The following is a 17,151-nucleotide window of genomic DNA, read 5'->3' as shown; positions in this document are numbered from 1 at the left end:
TGTAATTTTATTATTTATATTAAATTAATAAAATGTTCTTTGACAACATCGAAGAAAAAGAAATAATAAACGGGGAATAAATTGTAAAATAATACTGAAATTAAAAAAATTCTTATTTGATAAGGCTAATAAATATCATTTATAAATATCTCCTAAAAACTTTTTCAAATGTAGTTCCTTTATTTAAAATGGGTACAAACATACTAGCTTTTAATAAAAAATGATAACACAATAGCAATAAGGAAAATATAAATAGGACAAGAAGGGGTGGCACAAAAGCTACAAAGGGTTGATTTAAAAGTTGGAAATAGTAATTATTATGCATAGTTTTTCTCTTTTCTTTGTGTATGTAATTTTATTATTTATATTGAATTAATAAAATGTTTTTTGACAACATTGAGGAAAAAAGAGGAGGGGGGCAAAAATTATCTATAATAGTTAAGGTAAGTTTTAATTCTAGGATTTAAGAAAAATAAAAAAATAAAAATAAAGATAAAAGTAGCAAAAACGGGGATTAAATTATAACAAAAACACCAAATAATAGGGTAGTTGATTAGGGGAGCTAAAAAGGGGAAATAATTTTGTTTATTTGCAATAAGGGGCAACCAAATAAAATAAGAAGCCAAACATTTAAAAGCAAAAACAGAGGTAAAAACTATTAATAAATTAAGTAAAATGCTTTTATAATTATCAAAATATTTTAAATTAGGGGTATAAAAAACAAAAGAAAGACTATAAGATAAATCAACTAAAAGATAATCCAAAAGTAAAACTGCAATTTGTTGTAAGGGTCGCATTTGTTGGGCTTGCATATAAACTAAAATATTGGTGGATTCACTTAAAAAAATAGCTTTAAATAGATGAAATAAGGCATAAAGAGTACAAAAAAGAAAGCTATGTTTTTTGCCCAATAAAAAACCAATTAAAATTAAAGGAAGGAGAGAAACTTTAATAAAAGAGCCAATATTTGCTCCCATTTTGGCAATCCCTAACTTATCATAAGCAAATTCTAACACAATTGTGAATCCTAAAAAAGTAGAAGCAATAATGTGTTTTTGCAAGGGGGAGAAAAAAACTTTTGTTTCTTTGTTGTTGGTTTTTAGCATATGAGATTAATTTCTTTCTAAAGAAATATCAAAATTACTTTTCATCAGGCAAAGTAATAATTGGGGTAAAAAAATAAAATAAAGGTGAAGGGGGGGTATTTTTAGCAAGGGAATAATTATTGGTTTTGATAATATTTTATAATAATATAATGTTGCAAATAAAAATATAAACTAAGGGAAAAAAGTGGAGAAAAAATAGTGGGATGATCGCCAATAGAAAATCATTAATAAAAGATATTGATAATAAATTTAATTAATAATAAGGTGATAACAATATTTTTGAAGGGTTGCAAAGGAGAGAATAAAGAAAATAGACCACTTTCAAAAAAATGGTCTAAGGAGTTTCATTTGTAATAAAGATAGATTCAAAAAGGATTAAACTAAAGTTGCTACTTTGTGAAGCAATCTTACTAATTGACTAACATAACTCATTTCATTGTCATACCAAGACATTAATTTAATAAATTTAGGTTTTTCTTTGAGGACTTGCAAAGTGTGAGAATCATATAAAGAACCATAACTTGTTCCAATAACATCTGAGGAAACAATAGGATCTGTAACGTAGGCTAGGGTTCCATTAGCAGCTTTTTTGAAAGCTTCATTGATGGCTTCTGGAGTAGCTTCTTGAGTCAGTTCTGCGGTAAGGTCAACTAAAGAGCCTGTAATTGTAGGAACTCTAATTGCTGTACCATCCAGTTTTCCTTTTAATTCAGGAATAACTAAACTAATAGCTTTGGCAGCTCCAGTAGAACTTGGCACCATATTAAAGGCTGCAGCTCTACCGCGACGTGTCCAAATGCCTTTGGGATGGTTTTGATCAATTAAACTTTGGTCACTGGTGTAACTATGAACGGTAGTCATAAAAGCTTGGTTGATGCCGAAGTTGTCATTTAAGACTTTAACAACGGGCGCCAAACAGTTAGTAGTGCAAGAAGCCCCGCTTACAATGGCATCTTCTTTAGTAAGTATTTGGTCATTAACATTGTAAACAACTGTTTTTACATCCCCAGTAGCAGGAGCACTAATTAACACTTTTTTAGCTCCAGCTTCTAAATGAAGAGCTGCTTTTTCTTTGCTAGTAAAAAAACCTGTACATTCTAAAACAATATCTACTCCTAGTTTTTTCCAAGGTAAATCTTGAGGATTTTTTTCTTGAAACACAGGAATTTTTTGTCCTTCAACTACTAAATAGTTGTCTTCAAAACTAACAGCGTCTAATTTGTAAGGTTTTTGAATGCTGTCGTATTTTAATAAATAAGAAATAGTTTCTAAAGTTGCTAAATCATTGATAGCTACTACTTCAAATTTAGGATTTCCAAAAACAAGACGAAAGGCTAATTTACCGATACGCCCAAAACCATTAATTGCTACTTTAACTTTCATAATTAATTAAACCTCTTTTTCTTTTTTTATCCTTTTTTAATGTAAATGATGGATCTATTTGTTGGTTGTGTGGATTGTTTTATTTTGTGATGTTTGTAATATTTGGTAATTTGAAGAATAATAATGATCAAAAAATAAAATAAAAATAGGGGAGTTGTGATTACAGTTTCTCCATACATGCAAGCCCTGGCATTGGTTTTCCTTCTAAAAATTCTAAAAAAGCGCCTCCACCCGTAGAAATATGGCTGAAATTTTGATCTAGACCGAATTTAAAGACTGCAGCAGCGCTATCGCCACCACCAATAATGGTAGTTGTATTGGGCGAAAGATTGCTTATTGTTTCGGCTAAAGCTTTGGTTCCTTTAGAAAATTGTTCAAATTCAAACACTCCTACAGGACCATTCCAAACAACTGTTTGAGCCGTTTGTAAATACGTTTTGAAAAGTTCAATTGTTTGAGGTCCGATATCAAGTCCCATTACATCATCAGAAATATTATCATAACTATAAACAGCTGCTTGTGTTGTTGGCGAAAATTCTTTGCCACAAACAAAATCTTTAGGTAAAACGATTTTTTTGCCTTCTGGAGAAGCTAATAATTCTTTTACTAAAGGGATTTTGTCTGCTTCTAACAAGCTAGTTCCTATGTTAAAACATTTGGCTTTAAGACAAGTATAGATCATTCCTCCACCTATCAAAAGAACATCAACTTTTTGCAAAAGACTACGAATAACTCCAATTTTGTCAGATACTTTGGAGCCACCCAAAACAGCAACCAAAGGTCTTTGAGGAGTTTGGACAATTTTTTTGAGAAAAGATATTTCTTTTTCGACCAAAAAACCAAAGCATTTTTCTTTGATATATGTTGCAATACCTACATTAGAAGCGTGGGTGCGATGGCATGTACCAAAAGCATCATTGACAAAAAAATCACCTAAAGATGCCCAATATTTGCCTAATTCGGGGTCGTTTTTACTTTCTTTTTTGAAAGGAACATCTTCAAAACGAGTATTTTGGACCACTAAAACATCCCCTGGAAGCATCTGGCCAACAGCTTGATTTAAGGTGTTGCCTTGAGTTTCTGGAACAAACTTTACTTTTTGTTGTAAATAAAAAGCAATTTTTTCAGCTACCACTTGCAAGCTAAAATGGGCTTTATCAGCTTCAGTTTTAACGCGTCCCAAATGAGAAAAAATAATAACTTTAGCTTTTTGCTGAACTAAATATTTTAAAGTAGGTAAAATAGCCTTAATTCTGTTGTCATCTGTGATAACGCTGTTTTCTAAAGGAACATTTAGGTCTGCTCGCAATAAAACTTTTTTATTTGTAATATTCATATTAGTTAAGGATTTTGTCATGCATTTATGCCTTTCACTTAGGAAATATTAATTATTTTTAAGTTATTTTTATCTAAATTAGTAAATAGTTTGTTTGAATGGTTAATTTTATTTTTTTGTTGTTTTATTTTATTTATTTTATCCATAGTTTAGAGGAATAATAATTTTTAAATATTGGTATTATTTTATCGTTTATGTTTTTTAATTTTTTCAATTGTTGATTCTGGCAATTCGTCTTTAATGGCATTTAGTTCTTCTAAGTATTGGTCAAGTTCGCCTTCTATAAGGTTTTATTTGCGATTGGTAAAAGCTCCTATTACAAAAGTTAAAAACATTTTGCCTCCCATTAACCGTTGCTTTTCAAAATCATCAATTCTTTCCACAATAAATTGAATTTTTAAAGAAAACTGTTCTTTTAGTTTAAAATTATCGCATTCAGTTAACCTAATTTTAATATCTTTAATTAACCACTTAATAAAACAACGTTTAGTTTCAATTTTTTTGCCTTTAAAATAACTGCGCAAGGCTAAAATACCCACAACAATAGGTACAAGTGTTTTAATTGCTAATAACACAATAACTATGGTATTGTTGGTGTTCATATTTGTATTAGAACTTGCCATATTTTGGACCTTTCTTCTCTAAAATGTAAAAAAGAAATTTTTTATAATTGTAGCTATATTTTCTTAAGGGAAAGATTTAAAATTGGGAAATATTGATATTCAATAATTAAGCTTTGTTGATTGAACCAAAAAGAGCTAATTTATGTCTCATTAATTCTTTAATAGCTAAAAAGCCGGGATTTAATAACTTACGCGGATCAAAGCCTTTGTCTGTTAAATCTTTTTTTTCTTCAATGTATTGTCTAGTAGCTTGGGCAAAAACTAATTGAAATTCAGTGTTGACGTTGATTTTTACTACTCCCAAAGAAATAGCTTTTTTAATCATGTCTTCAGGAATACCAGTGCCTCCGTGCAGTACTAGGGGCGTTTGTTTGTTGGTAAGTTCTCTAATTTTGGCAAAAACACTAAAATCAAGTCCTGTCCAATTATCAGGATATTTACCGTGCACATTACCAATTCCAGCAGCAAGCATATCAACACCTAAATCAGCAATTTGTTTGCATTCTTGAGGATCTGCAATTTCTCCTTGACCAATAATGCCGTCTTCTTCGCCGCCGATGCCCCCAACTTCTGCTTCTATTAAAAGTCCTTTTTGGTGACATATCTCGGTGATTTCTTTGGTTTTACTTAAATTTTGGGCAAAATCATAATGACTGCCATCAAACATAACAGAAGTGAATCCTGCCTCCATTGCTTGTTTAGCACCTTCATAAGAACCGTGATCTAAATGCAAAATAACAGGGACAGAAACCTTATAAAAGGCGTCTAGTTCTCTTACCATTGCAACGACTGTTTTAAGCCCTCCCATATATTTCGCAGCTCCTTCGGATACTCCTAAAATAACAGGTGATTTTAGTTCTTCGGCAGTTTGTAAAACAGCTTTGGTCCATTCTAAATTATTAATATTTACTTGAGCTATAGCGTATTCTTGTTGATGCGCTTTTAAAAGAACATTTTTATCGGAAGTTAACATTTAACTTAATCCTTTCTTTGGTTTTAGATTTGCATCTAAATTGTAATTAATGAGGTTTGTTAATTGGCTTTTGGACTAAAAAATAATTTAGGATTCTGGGTAGTTTTGCAAGTATAAGTGCAAAAAACAAAATATATTATTTTTGGTCAAAAGGAATGCAAATTAACAGTTTTAAAATCACAAAACAGAGAAAAAAATATAAAAATTATAAAAGTAAGTAAAAATTCATGCTGTTTTAAAATCAAAATCCAAAAGAAAAAATTAAACTAAATGGTGTAGTTTTAAAAAATCATAGAATTTATCATCGTCGATATGAGGAGCTAAAAGATTGCAATTATCTTTTATTTCTTGGCAATTGGTGTTTTCCAATCCGATGCCTACATCAGCTAATTTAAGCATTTCAACATCATTATAGCCGTCCCCTACACAAACTAATTGATGATGGGGGTAAAGTTCTTTTAATTTTTTAATACCACAAGTTTTATTCACACTTTGAGGCACCAAATCAACACCACCATTAGTTCTCCAATAATACGCTTGCAAATCTTTCAAATCTTTAAGAAAATTTTGCAATTTTTCTTTGTTGGGTTCGAATAACCACACTTGATAAACATTGTTGTGCAGATGAAATTCAGGGTCCACTACAGATTTTTTATTAGTGCAGTAAAGTTCTCCTAATGAAGGCGGAATTAAGTCTTGTGGGCTTGGTACAATTTCTTGTGTCATTCCTGTAAGACCTATGTGAATTTTGGCTTGATGGGCTTTTGCGATTAGTTCTTTGACTACTTCTTTTTTAAAAGGTCTATCATCAATTACTTTATCAAAATATTTAGTAAGACCGCCGTTAAAAAAGACAAAATGTTTGAAATAAGGTAGCAAATTGCCTAAAACATCTATTCTTTTAATGTTTCTTCCTGTGGCAACTGCTAAAACATTATCAGGGTTTTGGGCTAAAGTTTGGATGGCTTTGATTGTTTGGGGAAAGATTTTTTTATATTTAGAACTTAAAAGGGTGCCATCAATATCAAAAATAAATAAAGATTCTTTTTTTTGTTTCATTTGAAACTCCTATTATCCTATCGTATTTGAGAAACACAAAAAATGATGAAATGCAAAAATGAAAGAAAAAATGCAAAAATGAAATTAGAAAAAAAGGGGATGAATTAATTAATTGTAGCAAATTAAAATAAAAACTTTTGCTAAATGTTTGTCTTATTTTCCTAATTGTAAATTGGAATTAACAGCAAAAAGGACAATCATTTTTTTGAAAAATATCTTTAGTGGAAGCTAAGGCTTGTTTGCTTGCTATTTGAGCAAAAAATAAAAAATCCTCAGTTTGGAGGGAAGCTTTTCCTGCTAAAATGCCATCAATAGCGGGTTGTTCTAAAATGGTTTTAATGTTGGCAACAGACACTGAACCGCCGTAAATAATTCTCATGGCACAAGATGCTTGGGAAGAATAAAGTGCAGTGACTTTGTCTCTGATTTGTTCAATGACTTTGTTAGCATCTTGGGGAGTTGCACTTTTGCCTGTACCAATTGCCCAAACCGGTTCATAAGCGATGATGATGTTTTGTAATGCTTCTTCTGGAACACCTGCAAAAATGTTGGTTAATTGTTGGTCTAAAAAAACTTGGGTTTGGTTATTTTCCTTGGTAAGAAGCGATTCGCCCACACAAACAGTAGGAACTAATTTGTGTTTGAGAGCTGATAAAAGTTTTAGATTAACTGTTTGATCGGTTTCTCCAAAAAAAGTTCTTCTTTCGCTGTGTCCTAATAAAACGTGCTTGACACCTAATGAAAGCAAATTTTGTGGTGAAACTTCGCCAGTAAAAGCGCCTTCGGATTCATAAAACATATTTTGGGCCCCTACTTGTAAATTAGTGCCTTGGAGTTGTGCTAAGGAATCTAATAAGGTAAGTTGGGGGAAAATTAAAGTTTGGACTTGGGTTTGGTCAGGAACTTGCAAGCTTACTTTTTGGATGAATTCCAGGGCTTCGTCTTTGCATTTGTACATTTTCCAATTACCTGCAATCACTTTTGGTCTTGGTTTGTAATTCATAAATTACTCCTTTAATATTTTTTTACAAAAAATAGATGGTGGACAAATTTGAACTAATTTTTTAAATCAATATTTTTGAAATGGAAATTGTTAAAAAGTTTTAAAATATTGAATTTAAATTTGTGATAAAGAGAAAGGAAAAACGCGAAAAGAGTTATTATTTTATATTAACATTTACAAATAAAATTATATCATAACAAGGCAAGGGCAAAAAGATTAAATGTTGAAAAAATATAAATAAATATGGTAGTTTGGATTTGTTTAAAAAGGTAAATTAAAGAGTATGAGAGCAAAAAAAGAACTCAAAAGCCAAGAATCAAACCTATCTAAAAAACCACCATGACCTGGAAGGAAACTTCCAAAGTCTTTGATGCCATAATCTCTTTTAAATTTGGAAGCTAACAAATCGCTAATTTGAGAAATAATAGAAATTAAAAAAGCATAGATGGGGAAACTAATGCAAGAGTTGCAATCAATAAATAAAAAGACCATCAAAACTGTTATAGTAGAGCCAAAAGTGCCTAAAATAGCACCTTTTTGAGTTTTTTTAGGACTTAGGTGAAAAGCTAGGGGTCTTGTTCCTAAAAAGGGGCAAAAACGCGGGAAACGTGCTAAAAAAGCAGAAGAATCAGTGAGCATAACTGCTAAAAAAAACAAAAGCAAATAATGCCAATGCAGGAAAAACAAAGAAAAAAGACAAGCCATCAAAAAACCAATATAAAAGGTGATAAGAAAGGTTTTGCTTACATCTTTAGTTTGCAAAAAAGGTAAAAAAACTAGCATTATTAAAACTAACACAAAAGGTAAGAATAAAAGAAGGAAAAAATTTAGGTTCGAGGGAGTTGATTTTGTTAGGGATACAAATGTGTCTTTATTAAGGAATAAAAAGTTTAATTGTTTTGCGTCTTTTATTAAGTTTTGATTTTGACAAATATTTGGATACAACATCAAACAAACAACTGTAAAAAATAATAAAGTAGAAGTGGCAACTAACCCAAATTTAATAAAGGTCTGTTTTTGGTTATCTTTGGGATGTTTGAGTATAAAAAACATTTCTTGCACTGCTTTTATTGCTAAAAGGGCAAAAACTACAAATTTGATTTCTAAAGGGGCATAATAATAAAAGAAAAAAGAAAATAAAACTAAGGTGGCCCCTGTTATTATTCTCTTTTTTATCATATAAACCTCCTTTTTTTAAAGCGAAAGGTAAAAATTGGGTAAAATTGTTGTATTTGGAAAACGAAATCATTTTAAGCTTTTAATAATTCAGTGTTTTTAGTGGTGGTGTGTTTTTCAATAAGTTTAATGTTTTTATCAGTTAATGTTTGAATTTGATTTAAATAAAAAGTTTCTAAATCTTTAGTAAGTTCAACTTTTTTGATTTTGTCATTGCCTTCGCGACGCACGTTTCTAATAGCTACTTTGGTCTTTTCTGCTAGTTGCTCTACTTCTTTCATTAAAGCTTTTCTTCTCTCTTCGGTTGGTTTGGGGAAAACAAGTCTTACAACTAAACCATCAGTTTGAGGAGTGATTCCTAGATTAGATGCCAAAAGAACTTTTTTAATATTAGGAATTAAAGTGCTATCGTAAGGTTTGATGTTGAGTTGGTTGCCTTCAGAAACGCTAATAGAGGCTAACGTTTTTAAAAAAGTGGGTGCTCCATAATAATTAACAGTAATTTTATCTAAAATATTAGGATTAGCAGTTCCAGTGCGAATATCGCAAAAGTTTTTTAACATTACTTCTTGGGCTTGAGTCATTTTAGTTTCTAACGACGCAAGAATATCTTTGGCAAGTTGTTGCATATTTATTCTCCTTTTGAACTAATAACAGTACCTATGTTGCCTTCTTTGAGTACAACTTTTTTGATATTACCTTTTTTAAACATATTAAAAACTAAAATATCGATGTTATTTTCTAAACAAAGAGAAGCGGCTGTAATATCCATAACTGCCAGTCTTTGAGATAAGATTTGTTGGTGTTTCATGTGTTTGATTAAAACGGCATCTTGATGTTTTTTGGGATCTTTATTGTAAACACCTTCAATATTATTTTTAGCCATTAAAATAACATCAATGTTTAGTTCAGCAGCTCTTAGGGCAGCAGCAGTGTCGGTGGAAAAGTAAGGAGAACCAGCCCCTGCACCTAAAATAACTACTCTATCTTTTTCCAAATGACGAATAGCTTTACGGCGAATATAGGGTTCGGCTACCGAAGAAACAGGAAAGGCAGTCATCACGCGTGTGATGGTGTTTGTTTGTTCTAAGGCATCTTGCAAAGCTAAAGAATTCATGATAGTTCCAAGCATTCCCATATAATCTGCCTGAGAACGATCCATACCCAGTTCTTCACCAGTGCGTCCACGCCAAAGGTTACCTGCTCCTACAATGATGGCAATTTTGACTCCTAAATCTTTGATTTCTTTGATTTCCCAAGCAATTTTTTTAATGGTGCGAGGGTCAATTCCGTATAAAGATTCGCCTTTAAGGGATTCACCACTTAATTTTAAAAGAATTTTTTTATGCATCCACAAAACCTTTCTTCATAAACATCTGCAACATCTTTAAAAGAGTCTAAATTTGAGTTTGTTAAATAAAGTATGAAATAAAGATTTTTGAATTATTAGTTGCCCATTTCCCAACGCACATAAGAAACTACATCAGTGTTGTTGGCTTTAAGATAATCTTTTACTTTTTGATCTGCATTTTTGACAAAAGGTTGTTCTGATAAACACATGTCTTTTAACATTTTGCCTAAACGATTTTCAACAATTTTTTCTATCATTTGTGCGGGTTTGTCGGATAATTCTTTGGCAGTTTGTTTATGTAAAATCTTTTTTTCTTCTGCTAAAAATGTAGGATCTACTTTGTCAGGAGTTAAAAATTGCGGTTTGGAAGCAGCTATATGCATCGCTATGTCTTCTGATACAGAAGGGCAGTCGTTTTTTAAAACTACCAAAACAGAAATACGTCCGCCTTGGTGTTTGTAAGTTCCAAAAGATTCTTGAGGCTTTTTAGTAACTTTTAAAACACGTTTAAGAGTAATGTTTTCGCCCAAAACTGAGGTTTTTTCTAACAATAATTCTTGAACGGTTTTATTTTGGTAATTAAAGGCTAAAAGGTCTTTGGCGTTAGATAATTGGTTTTTTAAAATAATTTCTCCAAGCACTTTTACTAATTGTTGAAAATGTTCGTTTTTGGAAACAAAATCAGTCTCAGAATTGATTTCATATAAAAAAGCGTTATTGCCATCAAAAACAATATTAGTGATGCCTTCAGAAGTTGCACGTCCTTGTTTTTGAGCTGCTTTAATGATGCCTTTTTCTCTTAAAAACACGATGGCTTTTTCGATGTTGCCTTCAGTTTGTTGTAAAGCTTTGTGACATTCCTTCATTCCAGCATGCGTTTTTTGACGTAAATCCTTAATCATTTCGGCTGTAATTTTCATTTGTTGCTCCATTCTAAATTTTAATGATTTAATTACTTTTAATTATAAATTGTAAAAATAAAAATTGCGTATTGGTTAGTTAAGGACCAAAAAAAGTTTAATTATATTTGGTTTTGATTTTGATTTTGGTAAGATGGTTTTCTTGGTGAATCTTGGTAAGGACGTTTGTTAGGGGCATTGTAATTTTGAGGTTTTAATGGGTTTTTAGCATCAAAAGTTTCTGCTTTTTCAGCAACGCCACCAGTGCCTTCAACACAAGCATTAGCCATTAACCAAATAATTAATTTCACTCCTCTAATAGCGTCGTCATTAGCAGGAATAATGTAGTCTACTAAATCAGGGTCGCAGTTAGTGTCTACAATTCCAAAAACTTTGATTCCTAATTTGCGCGCTTCGGCAACTGCGATGCTTTCTTTTTCTGGGTCAACAACAAAAATAGCTTGAGGCAAGTCTTTCATGTCTTTGATGCCGCCTAAGAATTTTTCTAATTTGTCTCTTTTACGCTTTAATTGCACTACTTCTTTTTTAGGAAGTTTTTTCCAAAGTCCTTCTTCTTCTTTTTTGTGGAGCAAATGAAGTAATTCGATTCTTTTTAAAATAGTTTTGAAATTAGTTAATGTGCCACCTAACCAACGATGATCCACGTAGTATTGTTGTGAACGTTGCGCTTCTTCTCTAATCGCTGATTGAATTTGTTTTTTAGTGCCTAAAAATAAAGCTTTGCCGCCTGAAGTAATGATGTTTAGCAATTCTTGATAAGCTTTTTCAATTTCTTCTGAGGTTTTTTTCAAGTTGATGATGTGAATGCCATTTCTAGAAGTAAAAATGTAGGGTTTCATTTTGGGATTCCATTTGCGAGTGGCATGACCAAAATATACTCCTGATTCTAATAATTGTTTTGTTGTAACTACTGCCATTGTTATTAAAAACTCCTTTTTATTTTAATTGATATTTTTTGAAATATTGTGTTAAATTATGATAAAAAATAAATAAATAAATGATAATTTTGTTTGTGTTTGGGCTTTTGCATTTTAAATATTTAATACATTTTTTAATTGTGAATTGTGTATCAAAATTGATCCAAAATGATGATGCATCATCAAGTTTTTATTTCTATTTGCAAATATTGTTCCAAATTGCTAAATTGCTAAATTTTTTAATTGTGTCAAAAATGTTTGAGCAATGCATTTATACATCCCTTATAATTAAATAAAAGCTTTTTTGCAAGTTTGTTTGGGGAAGGAAAATGGCGTTTTAATAATTATTTGATAATTATAAATTTATAAATCACAAATATAACAATTAAAAAAATAATTAAATAATCAAAATTGACGGGCAAAATGGTTTGCCTAGTAGCAAAAACGGCAACAAACAAACAAATGCATTAAAAACCAAGAACAAAGAACAAACAATAAAATGTTTTTGAAATAATAAAAATAAAAATAAATAACTTTTTTCCTAACATATTTTACCATATTTAAAACCATTTAACAATGTTTTTGTTGATTTGGATACAATTTTGTTACTTTGTGCTACCAAAACCGCCTTTTCTGGCAAAATTATTTTCTTTTTCTTGGGTAATTTGAAAAAAGGGTTGAAAAATTCCTTGTGCAATTCTTTCGCCTTTACAAACTTTAACTGGGTTTTTAGAAAAATTATACAAGGCAATAAAAATATGACCTTCATTTTGCAAATTATTATAATAATCACTATCGACTACTCCCACGCCGTTGGCAAGGGTTAGTTGTTTTTTCAAGGGCAAAGAAGACCTCACATAAATTAATAAAACTTCGTTCCAAGGAAAAGATGCTTTAATTCCTGTGGGAACCAAAATGACTGTTTGCGGTGGGATTTCCATGCTTTGGGCTGCTTCAAAATCATAACCAGCGCTGAATTTGGTTTGACGTTGGGGAAGGTTGATTCCTTGATTTTGATAACTGCTTACTTTTTCAAAAAAACGGTTTGTTTTATTCATAAAAATGAAACCTTGGCTTTCTTTTGGGGTAGTTAGTAATTTTACTTTTAAATTAATAAATGAAAATCACAAAATAAAAATAATACAAAACGAGAGACAAAAAATAATTAAAAAGGTGGCAAAAATAAAAATTTTCAACAAAATAGGTTTAAATATTATAAAATTAAAAATATTATAAAAAAGTTAAAGATTCCAATCAACAACTTTAATTCCACAAGTTTGTAAATAAGTATTAGCACGAGAAAAAGGTTTAGATCCAAAAAAGCCTCTATGAGCGGAAAAAGGGGAAGGATGGGGGCTTTTAATTATGCAATTTTGGGATTGACAAATATATTGTTCGTAGGTTTGAGCAAATTTTCCCCACAAAATATAGACTATATTTGGTTTAGCTTGCAAAGCTTGAAAAATAGTTTTGGTAAATTCTTGCCAACCAATTTGATGGTGACTTAAAGGTTTATCTTTTTCAACAGTCAAAATAGCATTAATCATCAAAACGCCTTCTAGCGCCCATTTAGTTAAATTATTGGTGCGAGCAGTAATTTGTAAATCATTTTGTAATTCTTTAAAAATATTGGATAAACTAGGTGGTTTTTGGAAGGTTTTTACACTAAAAGACAACCCGTGAGCTTGATTTTTGCCATGATAAGGATCTTGCCCCAAAATAACTACTTTCACTTTTTCAAAAGGAGTTAAATTAAAAGCTGCAAAAATATCTTCTTGATTGGGATAAATAATTTTGTGATTGGTTTTTTCTTCTTGCAAAAAAGTAAATATTTTTTTAAAATAAGGTTTAGTTTTTTGATTATTAATGATTTGTTGCCACATTAATTGTTTACCTTTTGGTTTGTTATTGTAAAATTGTTGTATTATTTTGTAATTTGGTGTTATTTGATTGCATTTTTGTAATTATTTGGCTGCTTTTAATTCTTTAATTAAGAAATATAAGAGATACGCCATAATCATTAAATAAACGATTATTAAAAACAAATATAAGGGATTTTCAAATAAAAAAGCAAAGAAAGAACCAATATAAGCAAACAGATCAGAAAAGAAATTTTTGATGGATGGAAAAATATAACGGTCTTTACAAACATATTTTCCTACAATTTTGTGATAAGGAATTTTTTGTTCGTATTTGTGTTGGGTATCATTTGCATCACCCCAAGTGCCAATTAATTCGTTTTTTGAATCATTATAAACGACTCTATGAATAATAAAACGATATTTTTGGGCTGCTTGTCTTTCTTGTTCAGAAACATTAGGATTATTATAATTAGGGTTTTCAAAAATTACAACATCGCCGTTTTTTGGATGAGTTGTGCCTACTTTATAAGGTTTGGTTGTAGGATTTTTGGTGATTTGTTTCCCATCAACAGCACCAACAGGCATAAGTTTGGAAGCGTCCCAAACACCTCTAATAAAAACTAAATCCCCTATTTGTCCTGAATCCTCATTTTTAGGACCATGTAAAAAAGGTTCCATACTACCAGAAGCCACAGGAAAAGCAGCAATGCCTAGATATTTGGCTGAATATTTAGGAAAAAAAGCATTACCCAAAGAAGCAATAAAGAGATAGATTAGAAAAAAATCTAAAATAATAATCATACTTTTTTTTAAAATTAAAAGGATAGATTTGGTTTTTTGACTTTGTGGCGGAGTTTTTGTTTTATTTTTGAACATAAATAATTACCATAATAATCATTGTTTCCTTTTTTATTTATTAACTATTAATTATTTTCAACTATACAAATTAATTATAGCATAGAACAAGATTTTTTTTTGATGAATCAATTATAAGTGCTAAAAAAATATTATTATTATAAAATAAATGTTATAATAATATTGAAAATACCATATAATCCAAAGTATTATAAAAATGCTTAATCTCACAATAAATAAATTAAATGAAAGATAAATTAAATTACATCTAAGAATTTCCCAATAATAAATTAAAAAATATGAAAATTATAAAATTAAGAACTAGGTTCGCAACTATTAAAACTACTTTTACATTATTGTTGTTAGTGGTGCTAATTTTTAAATCTTTTGACAATATTGATAATATAATTAGTATCGATAATATAAGCCCAACAAAAAACAAACCTAATCATAATGTGGATGTTATTCAAAAAAAAATCTATAACATGGATGGAAACATTGACCATATTTTGGATTATGATAGCAAAACAAATAAAAAAATTAAACTCACAGCGTTTAATGGTGATGAAAAGTGTGTTTGGTATATCATAGAATATGATTTGCAAACTGCCAATAAAATTAAACATACTGTCTTTGAAAATGACAGAAATATCTTAGATATTAAAGAATACGATCCGCATACGCAAAAATTAATTAAAGAAATAAGTTTTGCAGAAGACAAATCAAATATTTTATATATGTATGAATATGATGCTAAAAGCGGAAATGTTATAAAAGAAACTCACCATAATAGTAAAAATGGCAAAGTAGAATATGTTTTAGAATATGATCCTCAAACCCAAAATAAAATCAAACATACAAAATATTTCCCTAATGGAAATATTGATTATATAAATAAATATGACCCCAAAACAGAAATAAGAATTTGGCGTGCAAAATACAAATATCAAAGCAAAAATGATGATAAAGAGGTTTATAATTATGATCCTAATAGTGGTGATGTCATAAAAAATAATGGTAATTAGAATTGTTTGGAAAGATGTTGCAAGGAAAAATCAGGTAATCTGTTTACAGGCAAAATCAAAACTAGTTTAAAAAAGGTAGTTTTTTCGAAATGATAAAAAGAAAAAGCATGCAAAAAGGGGCTTTTACATACTTTCATCCTAATATTTTTATTTAATTTTTTAATTGTTGTTGTTTTTTATGTCCTAAAGCTTTATTGATGTGCAAAAAGTCTTCTGGATGAACGTACAAAACTCTATCATCAGAACTGTAATAAGTTTTTTTAGTGTAATCTTGTAAAATTTCGAACTGCATTTCTTCGATGTTATTTAATTTTTCTAAAACTTGTTTTAAAGTTTCTGGGATTTCATCCCAAAAATTCTTTTGTGAGTTAAAAGTTTGGGCATTATTAGGAATGGTATCAGCTTTGGATTGCTGTTGTTTTTCTTCTAATTCTTTAATTTTTTGTTTCATTTCTAATTCAAAGATCTTTTGATTAAAATAAGTTTCAAGCATTTTATGCTTTAATTCTAAAAGATCGGTTTGCGAACGGTTGTTATCTTTTTTGTCCATCATCTCCATTAATTTTAAATTAATTAAACAATTAGAATCAAAGTCTTTGTTATTAATCAAAACATTGGGAATTTGAGGTTGTTCGTTTTTGTTGTCGTTGTTTTTGCTCTCTTTAGACGGTTTGGAAGGACTAAAAAAAGCTGCAATACGAAAATTAACAAAATAAATGAAAATTAGCGTTTTAATCACTAATTTTACTAAAAGAAATATCAATACAGGGAAAAAAACAGCGCCAACAACCCAAATCCAAGGATTATTGGAAACCCAAGTTACCAATTCTTCAAATCTCAAAAAACCAACCTCCTAATAAAAGCGTTTGTAAAAGTTTTATACTTTATTTGTTAGCTTTATAAAAAACTTAAATATAGCTTATATTTATTTTATCATAAAACTTTATATCTACACCTTTATTTAATCAAAAAAAGAAACAATTGTCAATTGATTTTGGTGGTTTTTTAAGATAAAGTTGTTTTTTTGGGTAGTTTGAAAAAGATAAATAAGGTTTTTTTAGATTTTAAGAGCAAAATGATTAAAAAATTCATTTTAAAATATCTTAATAAAGCAAAAAAATGATTGTCAAAAAAATTAATTGTTTTTTTATTTTATTAAAATATTTTTATTGGGGTAATTTTTTTGGCAGGGATATCAGGATTCGAACCCGAACGAGCGGTTTTGGAGACCGTTATGCTACCATTGACATCATATCCCTTCATTTACAAGTAGGTTGCATGGTACGGGTGACAGGATTTGAACCTGCACGCCTAAGCGCTAGATCCTAAGTCTAGTGCGTCTTCCATTCCGCCACACCCGCGTTTACCTTTGTTATTTTCGTTCGTTAATCACTCATAAACACTTATAAAATGGCAGACCCAGCTGGATTTGAACCAACGAATCACGGAGTCAAAGTCCGTTGCCTTACCACTTGGCTATGGGCCTCAATATAACTTTATAATCTGGATATTTTATTATTAAATAATGTTTATAATAATTTTTGTATTTTTATATTTTGTGA

General features: G+C 30.1%; 17 protein-coding genes and 3 tRNA genes. 1 reads left to right on the top strand and 19 read right to left on the bottom strand.

All coding sequences use genetic code 11. From position 1 onward, the window contains the following. Positions 1–425: 425 nt before the first annotated feature. The 15 genes from QN326_RS01575 to QN326_RS01505 form a co-directional block, all read right to left on the bottom strand. Positions 426–1,106 carry a hypothetical protein gene (locus QN326_RS01575; protein ID WP_034172099.1) on the bottom strand — a complete coding sequence of 227 codons (681 nt, stop codon included), beginning with the start codon at positions 1,104–1,106 and terminating at the stop codon, positions 426–428. A gap of 375 nt (positions 1,107–1,481) precedes the next feature. Next, a complete protein-coding gene (gene gap, locus QN326_RS01570; protein ID WP_011160550.1) occupies positions 1,482–2,489 on the bottom strand; it encodes a type I glyceraldehyde-3-phosphate dehydrogenase in 1,008 nt (335 codons plus the stop codon). A gap of 160 nt (positions 2,490–2,649) precedes the next feature. After that, a complete protein-coding gene (locus tag QN326_RS01565; RefSeq protein WP_342386740.1) occupies positions 2,650–3,846 on the bottom strand; it encodes a phosphoglycerate kinase in 1,197 nt (398 codons plus the stop codon). 269 nt (positions 3,847–4,115) lie between these two features. Next, entirely contained in the window at positions 4,116–4,448 is a 333-nt protein-coding gene (locus QN326_RS01560; protein ID WP_342386739.1) for a hypothetical protein, read from the bottom strand. 106 nt (positions 4,449–4,554) lie between these two features. Next, positions 4,555–5,421, bottom strand: coding sequence for a class II fructose-1,6-bisphosphate aldolase (gene fba, locus QN326_RS01555; RefSeq protein WP_342386738.1), 867 nt, complete (start codon positions 5,419–5,421; stop codon positions 4,555–4,557). A 261-nt stretch (positions 5,422–5,682) separates the two neighbouring features. Further along, positions 5,683–6,480 carry an HAD-IIB family hydrolase gene (locus QN326_RS01550; RefSeq protein WP_011160546.1) on the bottom strand — a complete coding sequence of 266 codons (798 nt, stop codon included), beginning with the start codon at positions 6,478–6,480 and terminating at the stop codon, positions 5,683–5,685. A 178-nt stretch (positions 6,481–6,658) separates the two neighbouring features. After that, positions 6,659–7,483 (bottom strand): triose-phosphate isomerase, encoded by an 825-nt coding sequence (gene tpiA / locus QN326_RS01545; protein WP_034172104.1) that lies wholly within the window; start codon positions 7,481–7,483, stop codon positions 6,659–6,661. 261 nt (positions 7,484–7,744) lie between these two features. Then, positions 7,745–8,662 carry a phosphatidate cytidylyltransferase gene (locus QN326_RS01540; RefSeq protein ID WP_011160544.1) on the bottom strand — a complete coding sequence of 306 codons (918 nt, stop codon included), beginning with the start codon at positions 8,660–8,662 and terminating at the stop codon, positions 7,745–7,747. A 71-nt stretch (positions 8,663–8,733) separates the two neighbouring features. After that, a complete protein-coding gene (gene frr / locus QN326_RS01535) occupies positions 8,734–9,288 on the bottom strand; it encodes a ribosome recycling factor (protein WP_011160543.1) in 555 nt (184 codons plus the stop codon). Positions 9,289–9,290: 2 nt separating this feature from the next. Continuing rightward, positions 9,291–10,016 (bottom strand): UMP kinase, encoded by a 726-nt coding sequence (gene pyrH, locus QN326_RS01530; protein ID WP_342386737.1) that lies wholly within the window; start codon positions 10,014–10,016, stop codon positions 9,291–9,293. Positions 10,017–10,105: 89 nt separating this feature from the next. Then, positions 10,106–10,930: a translation elongation factor Ts gene (tsf, locus tag QN326_RS01525; protein ID WP_034172106.1), complete on the bottom strand. Its 825-nt coding sequence runs from the start codon at positions 10,928–10,930 to the stop codon at positions 10,106–10,108. 101 nt (positions 10,931–11,031) lie between these two features. After that, positions 11,032–11,847, bottom strand: coding sequence for a 30S ribosomal protein S2 (gene rpsB / locus QN326_RS01520; protein ID WP_342386736.1), 816 nt, complete (start codon positions 11,845–11,847; stop codon positions 11,032–11,034). A gap of 605 nt (positions 11,848–12,452) precedes the next feature. Further along, positions 12,453–12,905, bottom strand: a complete 453-nt coding sequence (gene dut, locus QN326_RS01515; RefSeq protein ID WP_034172107.1) for a dUTP diphosphatase — start codon at positions 12,903–12,905, stop codon at positions 12,453–12,455. A 183-nt stretch (positions 12,906–13,088) separates the two neighbouring features. Next, the gene (locus QN326_RS01510; protein WP_212508941.1) at positions 13,089–13,730 is read right to left on the bottom strand and encodes a uracil-DNA glycosylase; all 642 of its coding nucleotides are present in this window, start codon (positions 13,728–13,730) and stop codon (positions 13,089–13,091) included. An 81-nt stretch (positions 13,731–13,811) separates the two neighbouring features. Then, a complete protein-coding gene (locus QN326_RS01505; RefSeq protein WP_034172422.1) occupies positions 13,812–14,585 on the bottom strand; it encodes a S26 family signal peptidase in 774 nt (257 codons plus the stop codon). Between the two features lie 278 nt (positions 14,586–14,863). On the opposite strand from QN326_RS01505, the gene QN326_RS01500 reads away from it, so the two are divergent. Beyond that, positions 14,864–15,589 carry a DUF2963 domain-containing protein gene (locus QN326_RS01500; protein ID WP_342386735.1) on the top strand — a complete coding sequence of 242 codons (726 nt, stop codon included), beginning with the start codon at positions 14,864–14,866 and terminating at the stop codon, positions 15,587–15,589. 151 nt (positions 15,590–15,740) lie between these two features. On the opposite strand, the gene QN326_RS01495 is transcribed toward QN326_RS01500, so the two are convergent. The 4 genes from QN326_RS01495 to QN326_RS01480 form a co-directional block, all read right to left on the bottom strand. Beyond that, positions 15,741–16,430, bottom strand: a complete 690-nt coding sequence (locus QN326_RS01495) for a hypothetical protein (protein WP_342386734.1) — start codon at positions 16,428–16,430, stop codon at positions 15,741–15,743. A 343-nt stretch (positions 16,431–16,773) separates the two neighbouring features. Further along, positions 16,774–16,848 (bottom strand) — tRNA-Trp (locus tag QN326_RS01490). 20 nt (positions 16,849–16,868) lie between these two features. Further along, positions 16,869–16,950: transfer RNA gene (locus tag QN326_RS01485), tRNA-Leu, on the bottom strand. Positions 16,951–17,000: 50 nt separating this feature from the next. Next, positions 17,001–17,075, bottom strand: a tRNA-Gln gene (locus QN326_RS01480). Positions 17,076–17,151: the final 76 nt, after the last annotated feature.

This window comes from Candidatus Phytoplasma asteris, from assembly GCF_038505995.1.
Classification (GTDB): domain Bacteria; phylum Bacillota_I; class Bacilli_A; order Acholeplasmatales; family Acholeplasmataceae; genus Phytoplasma; species Phytoplasma asteris.
This window is presented reverse-complemented; position numbering and strand designations above follow the sequence as displayed.

Excerpts from the sequence above, each read along its gene's own strand:
- QN326_RS01575 (WP_034172099.1), bottom strand. The coding sequence starts at position 1,106 with ATGCTAAAAACCAACAACAAAGAAACAAAAGTTTTTTTCTCCCCCTTG.
- gap (WP_011160550.1), bottom strand. The coding sequence starts at position 2,489 with ATGAAAGTTAAAGTAGCAATTAATGGTTTTGGGCGTATCGGTAAATTA.
- QN326_RS01565 (WP_342386740.1), bottom strand. The coding sequence starts at position 3,846 with ATGACAAAATCCTTAACTAATATGAATATTACAAATAAAAAAGTTTTA.
- QN326_RS01560 (WP_342386739.1), bottom strand. The coding sequence starts at position 4,448 with ATGGCAAGTTCTAATACAAATATGAACACCAACAATACCATAGTTATT.
- fba (WP_342386738.1), bottom strand. The coding sequence starts at position 5,421 with ATGTTAACTTCCGATAAAAATGTTCTTTTAAAAGCGCATCAACAAGAA.
- QN326_RS01550 (WP_011160546.1), bottom strand. The coding sequence starts at position 6,480 with ATGAAACAAAAAAAAGAATCTTTATTTATTTTTGATATTGATGGCACC.
- tpiA (WP_034172104.1), bottom strand. The coding sequence starts at position 7,483 with ATGAATTACAAACCAAGACCAAAAGTGATTGCAGGTAATTGGAAAATG.
- QN326_RS01540 (WP_011160544.1), bottom strand. The coding sequence starts at position 8,662 with ATGATAAAAAAGAGAATAATAACAGGGGCCACCTTAGTTTTATTTTCT.
- frr (WP_011160543.1), bottom strand. The coding sequence starts at position 9,288 with ATGCAACAACTTGCCAAAGATATTCTTGCGTCGTTAGAAACTAAAATG.
- tsf (WP_034172106.1), bottom strand. The coding sequence starts at position 10,930 with ATGAAAATTACAGCCGAAATGATTAAGGATTTACGTCAAAAAACGCAT.
- rpsB (WP_342386736.1), bottom strand. The coding sequence starts at position 11,847 with ATGGCAGTAGTTACAACAAAACAATTATTAGAATCAGGAGTATATTTT.
- dut (WP_034172107.1), bottom strand. The coding sequence starts at position 12,905 with ATGAATAAAACAAACCGTTTTTTTGAAAAAGTAAGCAGTTATCAAAAT.
- QN326_RS01510 (WP_212508941.1), bottom strand. The coding sequence starts at position 13,730 with ATGTGGCAACAAATCATTAATAATCAAAAAACTAAACCTTATTTTAAA.
- QN326_RS01505 (WP_034172422.1), bottom strand. The coding sequence starts at position 14,585 with ATGTTCAAAAATAAAACAAAAACTCCGCCACAAAGTCAAAAAACCAAA.
- QN326_RS01500 (WP_342386735.1), top strand. The coding sequence starts at position 14,864 with ATGAAAATTATAAAATTAAGAACTAGGTTCGCAACTATTAAAACTACT.